Source organism: Sphingobium sp. TKS (genome assembly GCF_001563265.1).
GTDB lineage: Bacteria > Pseudomonadota > Alphaproteobacteria > Sphingomonadales > Sphingomonadaceae > Sphingobium.
In genome coordinates, this window is sequence record NZ_CP005084.1 from 826,023 (window position 1) to 841,307 (window position 15,285).

General features: G+C 61.9%; 10 protein-coding genes. All 10 read left to right on the plus strand.

Annotated features, from left to right (window positions below):
- A complete protein-coding gene (locus tag K426_RS24595) occupies window positions 1-3,711 on the plus strand; it encodes a conjugal transfer protein TraG N-terminal domain-containing protein (RefSeq protein ID WP_066563339.1) in 3,711 nt (1,236 codons plus the stop codon).
- Between the two features lie 855 nt (window positions 3,712-4,566).
- Entirely contained in the window at window positions 4,567-5,475 is a 909-nt protein-coding gene (locus K426_RS24605) for a tyrosine-type recombinase/integrase (RefSeq protein ID WP_066563343.1), read from the plus strand.
- A 4-nt stretch (window positions 5,476-5,479) separates the two neighbouring features.
- Window positions 5,480-6,676 carry an IS91 family transposase gene (locus tag K426_RS24610; RefSeq protein ID WP_066563346.1) on the plus strand — a complete coding sequence of 399 codons (1,197 nt, stop codon included), beginning with the start codon at window positions 5,480-5,482 and terminating at the stop codon, window positions 6,674-6,676.
- Between the two features lie 670 nt (window positions 6,677-7,346).
- On the plus strand, window positions 7,347-8,057 hold the full coding sequence (locus tag K426_RS24615; protein ID WP_145907689.1) for a DNA-binding response regulator: 711 nt from the start codon (window positions 7,347-7,349) through the stop codon (window positions 8,055-8,057).
- Window positions 8,050-8,637, plus strand: coding sequence for a hypothetical protein (locus K426_RS24620; protein ID WP_066563351.1), 588 nt, complete (start codon window positions 8,050-8,052; stop codon window positions 8,635-8,637). The genes K426_RS24615 and K426_RS24620 overlap by 8 nt, the downstream gene beginning before the upstream one ends.
- Before the next feature lie 3 nt (window positions 8,638-8,640).
- Window positions 8,641-12,045 carry an ATP-dependent helicase gene (locus K426_RS24625; RefSeq protein ID WP_066563354.1) on the plus strand — a complete coding sequence of 1,135 codons (3,405 nt, stop codon included), beginning with the start codon at window positions 8,641-8,643 and terminating at the stop codon, window positions 12,043-12,045.
- A gap of 87 nt (window positions 12,046-12,132) precedes the next feature.
- Window positions 12,133-12,876, plus strand: a complete 744-nt coding sequence (locus K426_RS24630) for a multiubiquitin domain-containing protein (RefSeq protein WP_066563357.1) — start codon at window positions 12,133-12,135, stop codon at window positions 12,874-12,876.
- Entirely contained in the window at window positions 12,876-13,259 is a 384-nt protein-coding gene (locus K426_RS24635) for an E2/UBC family protein (RefSeq protein ID WP_066563361.1), read from the plus strand. Before K426_RS24630 ends, K426_RS24635 begins: the two co-directional genes overlap by 1 nt.
- On the plus strand, window positions 13,256-14,602 hold the full coding sequence (locus K426_RS24640) for a ThiF family adenylyltransferase (protein ID WP_066563365.1): 1,347 nt from the start codon (window positions 13,256-13,258) through the stop codon (window positions 14,600-14,602). The genes K426_RS24635 and K426_RS24640 overlap by 4 nt, the downstream gene beginning before the upstream one ends.
- A complete protein-coding gene (locus K426_RS24645; RefSeq protein ID WP_145907692.1) occupies window positions 14,599-15,123 on the plus strand; it encodes a DUF6527 family protein in 525 nt (174 codons plus the stop codon). Before K426_RS24640 ends, K426_RS24645 begins: the two co-directional genes overlap by 4 nt.
- Window positions 15,124-15,285: the final 162 nt, after the last annotated feature.

A 15,285-nucleotide genomic window follows, 5' to 3' on the forward strand; every position in this document is an offset into this window, starting at 1 on the left:
ATGCGCCGCCTGTTTCGCTCGGCCCTTGCCCTGCCGCTCGCTTTGGCGGCAACGCCCGCGCTGGCTCTGGAGTCCAGTTTCCATACATATGACGGCTTTGCCGAAACGGTGGATGCGTTCCGTCTGGTCTCGATGATCTTCGGCGATCCACGCTACGAAACGCTGGTGCTGATCTGCGCGGTCGTGGGGATCGCGCTCGGCGTCCTGATCGCCTCGTTCCGCGGCCAGGGCATGGGGCTGGTTGCGTTCGGGTTCCAGATGCTGATCGGCATCGGGCTGTTTGTCGGCCTGGTCGCGACCACCGGCACCGTCCATGTCTATGACCGGGTCCGCAATGCCTATCAGCCGGTCGGCGATGTCCCCAATCTCATCGTGCTGGTGGCGGGCGTCACCAACCTCATGGAGCGGGCGCTCGCCGAGACGATCGACGACAACACCACCGACCCCAATGCGAAGCTGGAGTTTGGCGCGGGCGGTCATGCCTTCGACCTCTTTTTGAACGCCGTCTCCCCGCGCGGGCCCATGACCGACACCTTCCTCGACGCGACCATCAAGGATTATGTCCGGCAATGCTATCCGGTCGCTCGCGTCTCGCCGGCCTATGGCGTGGACGACGATCAGCTTTTCCGGGGCACGACGGACCTCCCCGCCTCCTTTGCCGCCATGGCCGGGCCGGCCACCTTCAGCACCGTCTTCACCTCGGCCGACAAGGGCGGCACGACCATGAGCTGCCAGGAAGCCTGGGACCATATCCAGTCTCGGCTCGGCGACCCGACTCTGTTCGACAACTATGCCCGTCAGGTCTGCCAGAGCAGCGGCTATGATGTTGCCGATGCCAACCAGCTGGCGCGGTGCCGCACGCGCCTTGGGCAGCTTGGCGATGGGATGATGGGAACGCCCCTTACCCTCCAGGCCTTCTTCTCCGATGTGCTGCTGGGCAGCAGCGTCGGCGATGTGCTGTTCGAGGATAGCCCGGCGACAGCGGCTCGGGTGATGGCGAACCGGGCGGTGGTGTCAAGCGGGCTGTCCACCATGTCGGTCGCCAATCAGTGGATGCCCACGATCCGCGCCACCGTGTTCGGGATCATGTTGTTCATGATGCCGATCGCGCTGCTGTTCATCTTGACGCCGATCAATCTGCGTGTCGCGAGCTTCGCGCTCGGCCTGTTCGTGTTCGTGGCGCTCTGGGGCGTCATCGATGCGGGCATCTATCAGCTGACCCTGGGCCGGGCGATGGCGGTCCTGGCCGAGATGCGATCCAATCATGTCGCCACGAATGCTTGGATGCTGGCGCCGTCGGCAGCGCTGAAGGCCCTTGCGATCTTTGGGTCGTTCCGCACGGCCGCTGCGGGCCTAGCGGGGGCGTTCGTGTTCACCGTGTTCCGCTTCTCCGGCAATGTGTTCTCGTCTTTCACCGGCGGCGCGCTTCAGGCGCAGGGCCAGGGTACGGCGGCAGCGACGCCCCTGATGACGCGGGAAGGGTTTGCCTCGGCGCTCGAAGCCCAGGCATCGGCCTCCGGCACGATGGCGCGCAGAGGCATGGCGTCGAACTTTGGAGATTTTGGGGAGCGCACGACGTTCAGCAGCAATCGGGCTTTCGGCGCGGCCGGAACCGTCTTGGGCGAGCATGGTGGCGGCCTCGCGGGCGGCAGCGCCTTCGCGCTGGGTGGCATCGACGCCGCGCGAGAGCTGGGCGGCATCTCCCCTGCTCTTGCCGGGCGCGATCTCAGCAATCCGGCAACCGCTCAAGCGGTCTGGGCGAATGCGACGACGGGCGCCATCCAAAATTTTGCCGAGAAGGATACGTTGCGGGCACTCGGCACGACCTATTTTGGCGAGGGGCAATCGGGCGAGCGGGCTTTTGCGGCATTCGCTCAGAATATGGTGCAATGGAAGGCGTTCGGTGACCAGCGCGCCTATGACATGATGCTATCTGGTACGCAGCGGCATTTTGAGCGCAGCGGCTATGACGCCAGGGACGCGGCACTCAAGGCCTCGACGCTTATTGGACAGGCTTCGGCCGATCCGACCTTCGCCAAGATCACCGCCAACGCCTTCGATCAGGAGCAGATGTTGCGCAACGATCTCACCGGTGCCCAGGTGCAGGTCGGCGCCATGGAGGGCCGCCGGGATTATGCGGGCGACCATGTGGCGGCGACCGAGCGGGGCAATGTCGCTACGGAGCAGGCTTGGCGCACAGGCAATAATGCCGGTCACCGCAGCGCCTCCTCGATGCTCGGTCTTTCGCTTGATGAAACCGGCCGCCGCATCGGATTCATCAATGCCCTTTCCGGCGAAGCGCGATCCACGGCCATTACGCAGCTCTCCCGCGCAACGGGACGGAATGAAGCTCAGGTCATGCACGCGCTTGAAAGCTATAATGCTGCGACACAGGTCGGGACCGCCGATGGTGCGACGGCCGAAGCGGCGCGGGAGGGTACCAGCGTCTATGGCCGCACTCGGGACGCCGCCGGCTATGATTTTGCCGAGCGGTCGGGCAAGCTCGACGCGCAGCGCGAGGTCGGTCTGGATGGGACGCGATCGGCCGCCAGGATCGGCGAACAGCGCCGGGAAGCTGAGAATTTCGGATTTGCCGAAGGCGCTGCGGCCGCCGGCGCAACGGTGCGGGAAGCGGCGCGCCTCGACAGCTTTATCCAGGCCTTGAGCCGCACGGCGGGCAATCAGGTCGATATGAATGAAGGCGGTACTGAGGGTGTTGCCGATCGGTCTCGCAATGAGCGGCTGACCCGGATCGTCGATAATGAGCGCCTGACACGCATGCAGGCCTTGCTCCGTGAGAATGGCATAGGCCTCTCGAGACGCCAGATCGCGATGGATCAGAATGGCGATCTCAACCTCAATTTGACGCCTGACGCAGCGGCGCAGATGTGGAGATCCGGGCTGATCAATGAAAGCCAGCTGGGTGCCATCGCCAATGGCGGGCGGGCGCGGTTCAGCTTTGCCCATAATGATCTGCTGGTGTCGAGCAGCACCGGGTTCAGCCGGTCGGCACGGTCTGACACCAGCACGCGGTTCGAGGCGGGCAAGCAGGCGGGGCCGGATACGGTCGAGCATTTCCTGGGCGGTGGCTCAGAGGGTCATGCCATGATGGCCAATTGGCTCAAGGGCGGGTTCGAGATGGACCGGCAGGGAAACTGGCGCCTCAAACCGCAGGTGGCAGATACGCTCCAAAGGGACGTCCAGGCGATCATGGTGCAGACCGGGTGGACGCGGTCTTTGTCTCGAAGTGCTAGCCATCAGGTCAGTAGCCGCTCATCCGTCGGGGCTACTATTGGTGGATCTGTAGAAAGCAGTGGATCAAAGCCCGGCAGCCACCGCCACACAAGCGGGAATTTCAGCGGCCAAGCTGGGCTGGAGACGTCGGATACTGGAACGGGCGCTACCGACGCTGCGGCGAGTATCGATATTGTCAATTATGATGTTCGCAATGCTATTTCTGCGGCAGAGCGCGCCACTTCAAGGTCGGCCAACCCCTCAAGAGACTTTGCGGATGAACTGAGCCATCGCCTGCTGGGACCAGATGGACTCCGCAATCGCTATCTCAATCACGCCGCCGCCGGTCGAGGGACCCTGGACTTAACCGCCCCGCTGACTTCGATGGAGCAATCCAGAATTTTGGACAGTGGTCGCTTTAGCGGCGATCGTACATCAGGTCTTGGAGACGGCTCTCCGTCGACAGAAGAGAATTAATGCTTTCCTCTCACATGCCTGTCCAGCCACGCTTGACTGGTCGGATTGCCAGGATGTCCATAGTATCGCGAATTTGCGGGGTCCGTTGGATCCATTCTCTTAAAAGTGGCGAAATGATGATGGGAATCATCATGCCGACTCCAGGCGAAACCATCACCTTTCTCCGCCTTGAATTGAAAGCCGAACCATGCCCGGAAAAAACCGAAACCCAATACCGGTATGATCACAAACGGATGAAGCAAGGCACCGAGTGGGACTATGATGTGGGTCGGAAATACGGAAGCCGGCACCGACAGAAATACCGACCAGAACATAATCGCTGATCCCCACCAAAGTTTGGCATACCAAGGGCGCCACAACCAATCCCCAGCGCGCGGCGGGAACCTCACGGAATCAGAATTTCGCGCGTCTGAATCTGGGATGCTTTGCTCTGCCATAGGACCTCGCTTCGCGGCTACGATAGCATGTCAACCCCTTCGAAACACATACAATCGTATCCAAATTGACGCCAAGCCACTCCCCTCCCCCTTTTTTTGGTTTCATCCCGGCACGGAGCCCCGTTTGCCACGGCCGACGAGATGTCACGCGATAAATCAGTATTCTCCGTCGCGCCATTTTTGGTCAGTCTCAACCAGAAACAGATGCTGAAATGCAGACACGAATCCCATAGGTATTTGCGCAAAGTTGCAATCCCGCGGGGCCACTTTCTGGCCGGGCATGGGACTTGTACGAACCCGCTGCCGCGGGATGGGTGCCTGGATTGAGGTCGTCCTGACCAACTGAGATTTTGCTTCGGTTGAGCGTTGCCGGGCATGGGCAGAGCATCGCGACTCCTTTCAGCAAAGGAGTCGAACCATGATTGATCCCGTTTTGGAAATGCCCGCCAGTTCGCTGCGTCAGCGCATGATCGATGACATGAACATGCGCGAATTTACGCGCGAAACCCAGCGCAACTATATCCGCGATGTCGCGCGGTTTGCCGCCTATCTTGGGCGTCCTCCCGATACAGCGACGGCAGAGGATCTGCGCCAGTTCCAGATCGACCAGCGAGAGATCGGGGTCGGCGCGCCCACGATGAACAGTATCGTCGCGGCGCTGCGCTTCTTTTTCACGCATACCATCGACCGGCCCGACCTTGCCCGCAGGCTTTACAAGGTCAAGCATCCCCGCTCCTTGCCCGTCGTGCTCAGTCCCGAAGAGGTCGCCCGGCTGCTCCAAGCAACAACGAGCCTCAAGCATCAGGCGGCTATGTCAGTTGCCTATGGGGCGGGCCTGCGTGCCGCTGAGGTGACGATGCTCAAAGTCCGCGACATCGATAGTGAGCGCATGTTGATCAGGGTCGAGCGGGGGAAAGGCGGCCGGTATCGCAACGCGATCTTGCCGGCCGATCTGCTCGCCTTGTTGCGTGAGTGGTGGAAGGTCGGGCGGCAACAGGGGGTCATGCATGCCGACGGCTGGCTATTCCCCGGCCAACATTATCTCAAGCCGATGAGTCCCCGGCATCTGCACCGCGTTGTCGTCGAAGCCGCACGGGCGGCCGGCATTGGCAAGCGGGTCGGGCCGCACACGTTGCGGCACTGTTTTGCCACCCATCTGCTGGAAGAAGGGGTTGATGTCCGCGTCATTCAGGCGCTGTTGGGCCACGCGAACCTGAGTACGACCGCCTTCTACACCAAAGTTGCGACCCGAACCGCGCGCGCCGTCGTCAGCCCGTTCGATCGACTGGCCATATGCGGCCCCAAACAGGCGGTGCCCGACGGCTGAGCCGTTGCGCTCGTTACTCGAGGTTGCCGACATCTTCCGCACTGCTGGTCCCGCCTATCGGGACACCCATGCCGGGCATCTGAGCTACATCCAGCTCAAGGTCATGACGGCGATCGAGAACTGTCGCACCGCTGCCCTGGGCGGTCACGTCGAAGCCTGCGAAGACTGTGGGCACTGGCGGATCGCCTATAATAGCTGTGGCAATCGGCACTGCCCGAAATGCCAGGGCGCCGCCGCGCGTACCTGGCTGGCAGAGCGCAAGGCGGACCTGTTGCCGGTCGGCTACTTCCATGTGGTCTTCACGCTGCCGGTGGAGATCGCCGATATCGCGTTCCAGAACAAGGCGGTCGTCTATGACCTGCTGTTCCGCACGGCCTCGGAGACGATGCTGACGATCGCGGCCGATCCGCAGCATCTCGGCGCCCGCATCGGCATCACGGCTGTACTTCACACATGGGGATCGGCCATGACACACCATCCGCATGTTCACATGATCGTGCCGGGCGGTGGTATTGCGCTGGACGGGACGCGATGGATCTCCTCGCGCCCCGCCTTTCTCCTGCCGGTGCGGGTTCTGGGCGCACTGTTCCGCCGTCTCTTCCTCACCCGGCTGACCCAGTTGCACCGCACCGGCAAGCTCGCGTTCTTCGGATCCATGGCCGGCCTCGCCGATAAGCGAGCCTTCCTGCGTCATCTGGCACCGGTCAGAAAGAAGCGCTGGGTGGTCTATGCCAAGCCGCCCTTCTCCGGTCCCGAGGCCGTACTGGCCTACCTCTCGCGCTACACCCATCGGGTTGCCATCTCGAACCGACGCTTGGTCGCGTTCGACCGTCAGGAAGTCACGTTCCGTTATAAGGATTATCGGCGCGCCGGCGACGAACGGCAGAGCATCATGACGATCAGCGCCGACGAATTTATCCGCCGCTTTCTGCTTCACGTCCTGCCACGCGGCTTCCACCGCATTCGCCACTATGGCCTGCTCGCCAGTTCCTCGCGCAAAACCAGTCTCGCGCGTGCCCGCGAACTGCTCGACGTCGTCCCGCCGGCACCCGACGAGGGCGTACCGGACAGACCTATCGATCTGCGTCCACTCTGTCCCTGCTGCGGTGGGCGTATGATCATCATCGAGGTCTTCGAGCGCTGGCGACAGCCCCGGCCGCCGCCGTTCCCTGCACTACCGACCCGGGAGGTCGCGCCATGACCCGGCATGGCATGGCAACAACAATGCTCGTGGGCACCGTGCCCCGGGTCAGAGGCGCCCTTGTGCCGCTTCCCAATCCCGTGCCGTTGTCGATGCTGTTCGCAGGTGAATCTCGCCGAAACAGGTATCGAAGCTGGCAGCAATATCGCCCGTCTGCATTGAACACCGCCGGCTTCATAACCGACCAATGGCTCCTCAGAGTCGTCCGAAAAGCGAAATCCTCATAGACCGTCGCCAAGCCCCCGCGGGTCGTACATGTCAGGCTTTCGTACGCCTGCCGGCGCCCGAAACCCATCGACTTTGCGCTCGGTCCGCTCTCGAGAGCGGAACTGGAAAAGCGGACGCTAAGGCCACTCCTGAGACCCCCGGTTAGAAGCTGTAAAGGCGTATTGCGGCGGCAACACGGACCTTCCCGGGAAATCCCCTGCTTGGATGGTTGTCATCATCGACCTATATAAAGGCGATGGTGGGGGCACCAAGTCTGAAGACAACCGGGCACTCCATCGACGCGAGATTTCGAGGGCGCTACAGCTGTCAAGGTGATGGCAGGCGTGAGCAGGGGGTGAGATTGGGGACTGGAGACGTAAGACCGCTTACTAAATGCCGATCCAATGGCGCGCCATACAAGCGCCGCGTTGACGTCGAGGAAGATCTGAAGAGGCTCGTCGCGTTGCCGCGCGAGGAGATTGTTGCCGCCCTCAAGATTCGCGACAGGTCGTCACCGCATTATCTGAAGTCGGAATGCATCGTCTATCTGATACGGCAGACGCGTGCGAATAATGACGAGCGATATTTCGACGAACTTTTCAGGGAGCTGATGCGCCGCATCGATGCCGCCTTACCTCGCGTCGCGGGCGAACGGGCCGATGGGCCGGAGAACGTCCATGCCGCAGCTGCGCGAGATCACATCGCTGGCAAATTCATCGCTAAGTTGGTTGAGGACCGATCCACCCCCGGATCTTGGCTAGATTATTATGAGGTCATGTTTGCCGACGCCATCGCTGGGCTCCGCACGACATATATGTACCGGGCTAGGAGAGAGTCCGCCCGCAGCGAGCCGATCGAGGCTGACGATGAAACGAATGAGCCATCACTCGCCGTCGAACGCGCCGTTGGGAGTTTCGACCTCAAAAAGGAACTGCTTTCCGAAGATCCAATTTACCGGTCGCGCCTCGTTGCAGCGATAAGGAACCTACCAGACAAGCACCGCAGAGTCATCGAGCTGACCATGATGGAAATGCCAATCGATTCGTCCGACGATAGCGTTATGACAATCCGAAAGACGATCGGCGTCAAATCCGAGAAGACCGTTCGGAACCGGCGCGACGAGGCATACCAATTGTTACGGCAGGCTCTGTCGATTGGAGACGACAATGACTGACAGCAATGACCCCGCCGAGGACATCCTCCTCGCGTTCGCGGTCGAGCCACAGCGGGACAGCGCGACATTGGAGCGCTATCTTAAGGCATATCCGTACCTCGCCGACCAGCTGATCGACCTGTCTCTCGACCTGCGACTTCAGCATGCGACGGAGGAGATCACAGCGCCGACCGACGAAGCATGGGTCGAAACCTCCCTTGCGGCCTTTCGGGCGGCTTCCAGCGCCCGAGCGTCCGAGCCTGTCGTCGATCCCTTCGCAAACACCAAGCCCGCCGAACTCGTGGCTCTACGCCAGTCGCTCGGTGTGCCCAGTGGTGTCATCAAGGGCTTCAGCTCCAGACTCGTGGACATCATGAGCGTGCCCACATCGTTCATCGACGCCCTTGCTCAGGGACTGCGGACCACGACAGACGAACTGCGTCGTTTCATGGCCGGACCTCCCCGCCTCGCGCTCGGGGTTAGCTACAAGGCCGATAAGGCCCCGACCGCCGAGCAGGAGAAGATCTCGTTCGAGGATCTGCTCAAGCAGAACAAAGTTCCGGAAGAGCAGCTTCAGCGACTGCTGGCATCTCGGGATTGACCCATGGATGCTGTCGAACTCGCGCGGCAGCGCGCCGCGGCGCTTCATGAGAAGGTAGTCTCGAAGGGCTCTGATCCGTGGGATCCGGGGGCGATAGTCAGAGCCGTCGCATCCGATCTAGGACTCGACATCGAAGCGGTCGAGCAGGGTAGCCTCGTGCTTGATGGTGGCAGGGCGCAATTCGACCCGATCTACAGGGCCATCCGGCACGAGGATGCAGGATCGACTTTCTACAAGGCTTTCCTCGTGGGCCACGAACTCGGCCACGCCACGCTTGGTGATGACCGCGTCGAGCACGTGGCGCACGACGTCGATCCGATGCGATCGTCTGAGGCGGCTCCGGTCGGTGAGGATCGCGTCGTGGACTACAGCCGACGGCAGCGGCGTGAGATCCAGATGGACCTCTTCGGTCGCGAACTCCTATTGCCGCGCGGATGGGTGCGGTCGCTCCATCTGGAAGGGATGACGGCTTCGCAGATCGCCGAAAGGATTCGCGCTCCATATGACGTCGTGGCACTTCAGCTTCTCGACGCCCTGCTCCTCCCGCAGATTGAGCCTGAATCAGAGGAAGGTGAGGCCAAGCCGCCCAAGCCCCTCAACGACGAGCAGCGCGAGGCTGCGGCCCACCGTGGCATACCCTATCTTCTGGAAGCCGGTCCGGGGACGGGCAAGACCCAAACGCTGGTCGGACGCGTGGCCGGTCTCGTCGACGAAGGCATTGATCCGCGAAAGATCCTCGTCCTGACATTCTCGAACAAGGCTGCTGGTGAACTGACCGAGCGCATTGCCGGTCTCCGCTCAGAGGCGGCACCGGCAATGTGGATCGGCACATTCCACGCGTTCGGTCTCGACCTTGTTCGCCGATATCACAGTCGGCTGCATTTCCCCAAGGAACCCAGGATGATGGATCGCAGCGAGGCGATCACCATCATGGAGCGAGAATATCTCGCTCTCGATCTCGTGCACCATCGGGAATTCATGAATCCCGACCGCCCGCTCAAGGACATGTTCACGGCGATTTCGCGCGCCAAGGACGAGGTGGCCGATGCCGATCGCTACGCCGCCCTCGCAAAAGATATGCTGGACAGGGCGACCGATCCGGCCGCACGCAAAGCGGCAGAGAGTTGTGCCGAAGTGGCGCTCGTTTACCGGAGATATGAAGAGCTGAAGCGGGGCGAGTGCGCGGTCGACTTCGGCGATCTGGTGGCCTTGCCCGTGAAACTCCTCGACACCGCGCCCGACGTCGTTTCCATCCTGCGCGGCACCTACAGCCACATCCTCGTCGACGAGTATCAGGACGTGAACCGCAGCAGCGTGCGGCTCCTCCAGCATCTGACGGATGGTGGCCAGAACCTCTGGGCCGTCGGCGATGCACGGCAGGCCATTTACCGGTTCCGTGGCGCCTCCTCGTTCAACATGTCGCGTTTCAGAAGCGAGGACTTCCCCGACGGAACCGGCGGTCGTCTCCGCCTCAACTATCGGTCGACACCTGAGATCGTCGAGGCCTTCTCTCGTTTCGGCGCCACCATGCAGGCCGGCACCAGCGATGCAAAGCTCGACGCCCATCGACCGTCCAGCGGAATATCGCCCGAGCATGTGACCTTCGGTGACAATGACGACGAGGCCGCGGCGCTCGCCGACGAAATTCTGCGCTGCTCCCAGAACGTGGCCTTCCGGGATCAGGCCGTGCTCTGCTCCGGAAACGATCGGCTCAACCGCATGGGACGTGAACTGGAGCGTCGCGGTATACCGGTCCTCTATCTAGGAAACCTCTTCGAGCGGCCCGAGGTGAAGGACCTGCTGTCCGTCCTGTCACTGCTCGTTGACCGGCGCGCAATGGGCCTCGTCCGCAACCCCTCGCTGCCGGATCTGGCAGCAGGCATCAGCCTGAAGGGTGCCGCGGCAATGATTGGCCATCTTCGGCTGGCCGAAGCTGACCCACTCACGTGGACCGGTGTCTCACCGTCGATCCCGATGCTCGATGCGGCCGATATGGCGGCGGTGAACAAGGCTGGGGCCATGGTCGCCGGCTTCGATAGTGGCTCAAAGCCCTGGACTGTGCTTGCGCATGTCCTTCTGGATCGGACGCGCGCCGCAGCATCTCTAGCTTCAACAGACGATGTCGCCAGCCGATCGATGGGCATCGCAATCTGGCAGCTCATGGGCTTTCTGCAGGCTGAGCGCCCAGGACCGGGGCTGCCTGTTCAGCGCACTCTCGATGGTATCAGGCGACTAATCCAGCTCGCCGATGAGCGGGACCTTCGCCAGCTGCCGCAGGCGGCACAGGGCATCGACGCGGTCCGGCTCATGACCATCCATGGGAGCAAGGGGCTCGAATTTCCCGTCGTTCACGTGATGGGGCTGAACAAGAACGGCATGCCGAACTCGTGGCGAAAGCCTGCCTGCCCGGTGCCTGATGGCATGATCGAGGGCGGCAAGGGCGGCACGATGGAGATAGGTGCCGCAGATCATGCTCTCGAGCAGGAATGCTTGTTCTATGTGGCCACCTCCCGCGCACGGGACCGACTCCTGCTCTATTCGGCCAGGCAGACGGCAGCAAAGGCGCGACGTGATCCATCGGCCTTCATCGGCAAGCTGGGCATCAGCGCCATGCGGGAGGCGAAGGACAACGCCAACCAGTGTCCTGATCCAGACGATCTGCCGCTGCCGATCACCCTGGGTTCTGCTATCAGGATCACGACCGCCCAACTGAACCTCTACGAGCGCTGCCCCCGTCGCTTCCTCTACACCCATGTCCTTGGGGTGGGCGGACGCCGTACACCCACTACCATGACGAGGATGCACGACCTGGTGCGTGACGTCGTGACGGAGATCGCCTCCACGCAGCCTTCCTCGACCTCGCTCGACGATATGGAGAGGCTACTGGAGCAGCGCTGGTCCGAAGGGCCGCTGGCCGGTGAGGAGTATCGGAAGCACCGCGACGTGGCTGCGACGCTTCTGCAGCGGTTCGTGAGGATGAGGGCGGGCACGACCCGGATGAGTGCCGTGGGCCTCAAGGCGATTATTGGAACGAACACGATCACGGCAGAGGCGGACGATGTCGTGGCCATGGCTGGCGGACGACATGCCGTCCGCATGGTCAGAACAGGACACAGCTCGTCGTCGACCGGGAAGAGTCTCGCGGATGCCGCCTTCCAGATCGCAGCATCTTTCTCTCTGCCGGGATGCAGTGCCGAGATCATTCACCTCGGGGATGACGAGTTATCAACGCCGGTCGCCTTCAATCCGAAACAGCTTGGGACAAGGGGTGAGAAGCTGGTCGAGATTTTCACGGCCATGGGCAAAGGGAGCTTCGCACCCGATCGGTCGGATCGCACCTGCCCGTTCTGCCCTGCCTTCTTCACCTGCGGTCCGGTGGTTGACGGCAGCCTGGAAAAAAATCTCTGACGAAAATTACCGGTCGGCTGTTGCTGGCGAGATTGACCCTGTGAGACCGACGCAATCATGCCTAGGTCCGCAGGAATACAATAAAACATGCCCCTTATCGAAACCCCCGACATCGACGATGTCGCCCTCGCCGTGCAGGAGGACCGCCCCTTGCGCCCCGGACGCTACCGTGTGTCGTTCTCCCTCGACAGCGTCGACTTCAGCTCGCTCATTCTGGACGATCCCGTTCCGCTCGGTCGCCAGATTCTTAAGAAGGCTGGCATCAAGGACATCGACGGCCATTCCCTCTTCCTCATCACTCCCGAGGGCGACTTCGAGGATGTCCGGGCGGACGAGGACGTCGATCTGCGTGACCGTGGCGCTTACCGCTTCATCGCGTTCAGCACCGACCCCCTCTACCGCATCAAGCTCAATGAAGCCCGCATCGTATGGGGCCGCTCGTCGATCCCCGAAGCGGTGCTGCGTGCGCTCGTCGACATCGGTGACGACGAAGCCGTGTTCCTGGAGGTCCGCGGTGGGAAGGACAAGCTGATCGAACCGGGCACCGAGGCGGATCTCACTGGAGACGGCGTCGAGAAGTTCATCACGGCGCCCAACAAGGTCACCTATACCTTCTTCGTCAACGGCAAGGCCTATGAGACCGACAAGAAAAAGCTGACCGGTGCCCAGATCAAGGCGATGGTTCCGGACTGGGATCCGCAGCATGACCTCTCGCTGGAGGGTGAAGGCGACGATCCGGATCGCATCATCCCTGATGACGAGTCCGTGAGCCTCGTCCCGAAGCACGGTGTCCGCCGCTTCTCGTCGGTCCCGAAGGCGAACTTCGGCTGATGTCGGGCATTCTTGCAATGCAGCTGGAGCAGCTGCGGGAGCGCTTCGGCGATGTTCAGACCCGGCAGTTGCCGAGCGGCACCACGCTCGTCACCGTGCCGGGGGTTCGTCTGCCGGAGGGGTGGTCGAAGGCTTCGACCACCATCCGCTTCATCGTTCCCCCGGGCTATCCGTTCGCGCAGCTCGACTGCTTCTGGTCGGACCCTGAGTTGCGCCTCGCTCACGGGGGGCCGCCGCAGAACTCGGCACCCACTCCGATCCCCGAGACCGTCGAGCCGGCTCTGTGGTTTTCATGGCATCTCACGGGTCCCTGGAATCCCAACCGCGATACCCTTTCGACGTGGATGAACGTGGTGATCGATCGCATGAGGCAGGTGCAATGAGCCGCGTCCGCTTCCCTGCACCTCTCTATTCTGACCTGGCGTCGACGCTGCTCGACGCCAGCGGTCTGGAGAGCTGCGCCATCGGCTATGCCCATTACGATGCGCATAGCGACACATGGATCGTCGCCGATGCCAGCCCGGTGCCGGTGGATGCGTATGAGAATCGCACCTGCGTATCTGCGGTCCTCAAACCGTCCTTCCTCATCGAGGTGGCGCACCGCAGTCGGGTCACCGGTATGTCCGTCATCGGTATCCATACCCATCCCGACAGTCCGGGGCATCCTCGTTTTTCGCCGGTCGATGATGCGGGTGAAACCGAACTGGGTTCATATCTTGGCCGGCGGGCGGCTCCGATGCCGCATGTCGCCTTGGTGATCGGACCGCATGGCTGCCGCGCTCGTCGTCTTGGGAGTGATGAAGAGGTGGAAGTGTGGGAGGTCGGGAAAGTCCTCAAGTTCCTTTCGCCCATGCAAGGTGTGACCGACCAGGAACGCGATGATCGGCAGGTGCGGGCATTCGGGGCGCCAGGGCAGAGGTTGCTGCGTCGCCTCCGCTTCGGCGTGATCGGTGCTGGTGGAACAGGGTCTCTGGCGTGCCAACAGCTTGCCCATCTCGGCGCGTCGTGGATAACAGTGATCGACCCCGACCTGATCGAGGCGACCAATCTCAACCGACTTGTCGGTTCCATCCCCTCGGATGTCGGGCAGCCGAAGGTCGAGGTTGCGGCCAGGATGATCCGAGCTATCAGTCCCGAAGCAACGGTGTTTCCGCACCAGGCGGACATCGTTGATGAGGAGGTAGCGAAGCTCATCGCGACATTCGACTTCGTGCTTCTGTGCACCGATTCCCACGCGAGCCGGGCGGTCGTCAACCAAGCTGCCTACCAATATCTCGTGCCCGTGATCGACATGGGGGTCAGCATCACCGTCGCGAATGAGGCCGTTAGCCACATCACTGGGCGGGTGCAGATGCTCGCCACGGGGCTTCCCTGCCTGACTTGCTCGGGTGCCCTAGATGGCGAGGCGATCCGGCGGGAGATGCTGACCCCGGAGCAGCGGGCAGCGGATCCCTATGTCCATGGTGAGCGCGAACCCCAGCCTGCCGTCCTGTCGATCAATTCGACTGTGAGCTCGCTTGCGACGACCATGTTGCTCGGGGCCGTCACGCCAGTTCCGGTCAAGCCGCGCTATCAAATATACGATGGTATTCGCGGACGAGTGAAGGAAATGGCCGTCCCGGTGCAATCCGACTGCGTGGTGTGCTCTTCCATGGGCGCCTTGGCCAAGGGCTCCACGTGGAGCCTGCCTGTCCGGCCCGCCAACTGCCATAGGAGCGAAAAATGACCGAACCCGCACGTATGGTCCGTATGCTTGAACCTGCGGAATACCGTGATCAGGCTGAGACATCACTGACCGCTCCCGGCGACGCCTCGATGGTCGTGCGTGTCCGGCCAAGATCAATCATCATGGCCTGTCCGGACGGGTGCGGCGAAACGCTGGTGATCAACCTGGATAGTCGTGCTGACAAGGCCTGGCGCTTTGACATGCGTGGAGAAGGACTCACTCTCTTCCCCTCGGTCTGGCGCGAAGGCGGATGCGAGAGCCATTTCATCGTGTGGCGCGGCCACATCCTGTGGTGCGATCGCTTCGAGAAGGGGAATCGCGAACCCATCTACAACCCTGGAATCGAGCATGCCGTTCTGAATGCAATGGATGACGTTCAGCCGCGCAGCGCCCTGGAACTCGCCGATGCAATTGACGAGCTTGTTTGGGACGTAAATCGCGTGGCTAGCCGTCTCGTCGGGCGCGGACTGGCCCGGTCAAGAAAGATCAACGGGGGCTGGATGTTTGTGCGCGAGCCATGATTATATAAACTGGGCGGTAGAACTCGACCAAAATAGAAGGCGCGGGCGAGGCTATTTTGCCCGCGCAGTTCGCCAGAGGAGGCGATCCTTTGGAACAAGCGATTCGCCAATTGATAGCGCGCGAACTCCAGCCCATTCGACACACCGCGCGACTGCAGGGGG

Coding starts and splice junctions, on each gene's coding strand:
- K426_RS24625 (WP_066563354.1), top strand. CDS start 8,641: ATGGATGCTGTCGAACTCGCGCGGCAGCGCGCCGCGGCGCTTCATGAG.
- K426_RS24645 (WP_145907692.1), top strand. CDS start 14,599: ATGACCGAACCCGCACGTATGGTCCGTATGCTTGAACCTGCGGAATAC.
- K426_RS24620 (WP_066563351.1), top strand. CDS start 8,050: ATGACTGACAGCAATGACCCCGCCGAGGACATCCTCCTCGCGTTCGCG.
- K426_RS24630 (WP_066563357.1), top strand. CDS start 12,133: ATGCCCCTTATCGAAACCCCCGACATCGACGATGTCGCCCTCGCCGTG.
- K426_RS24635 (WP_066563361.1), top strand. CDS start 12,876: ATGTCGGGCATTCTTGCAATGCAGCTGGAGCAGCTGCGGGAGCGCTTC.
- K426_RS24595 (WP_066563339.1), top strand. CDS start 1: ATGCGCCGCCTGTTTCGCTCGGCCCTTGCCCTGCCGCTCGCTTTGGCG.
- K426_RS24640 (WP_066563365.1), top strand. CDS start 13,256: ATGAGCCGCGTCCGCTTCCCTGCACCTCTCTATTCTGACCTGGCGTCG.
- K426_RS24605 (WP_066563343.1), top strand. CDS start 4,567: ATGATTGATCCCGTTTTGGAAATGCCCGCCAGTTCGCTGCGTCAGCGC.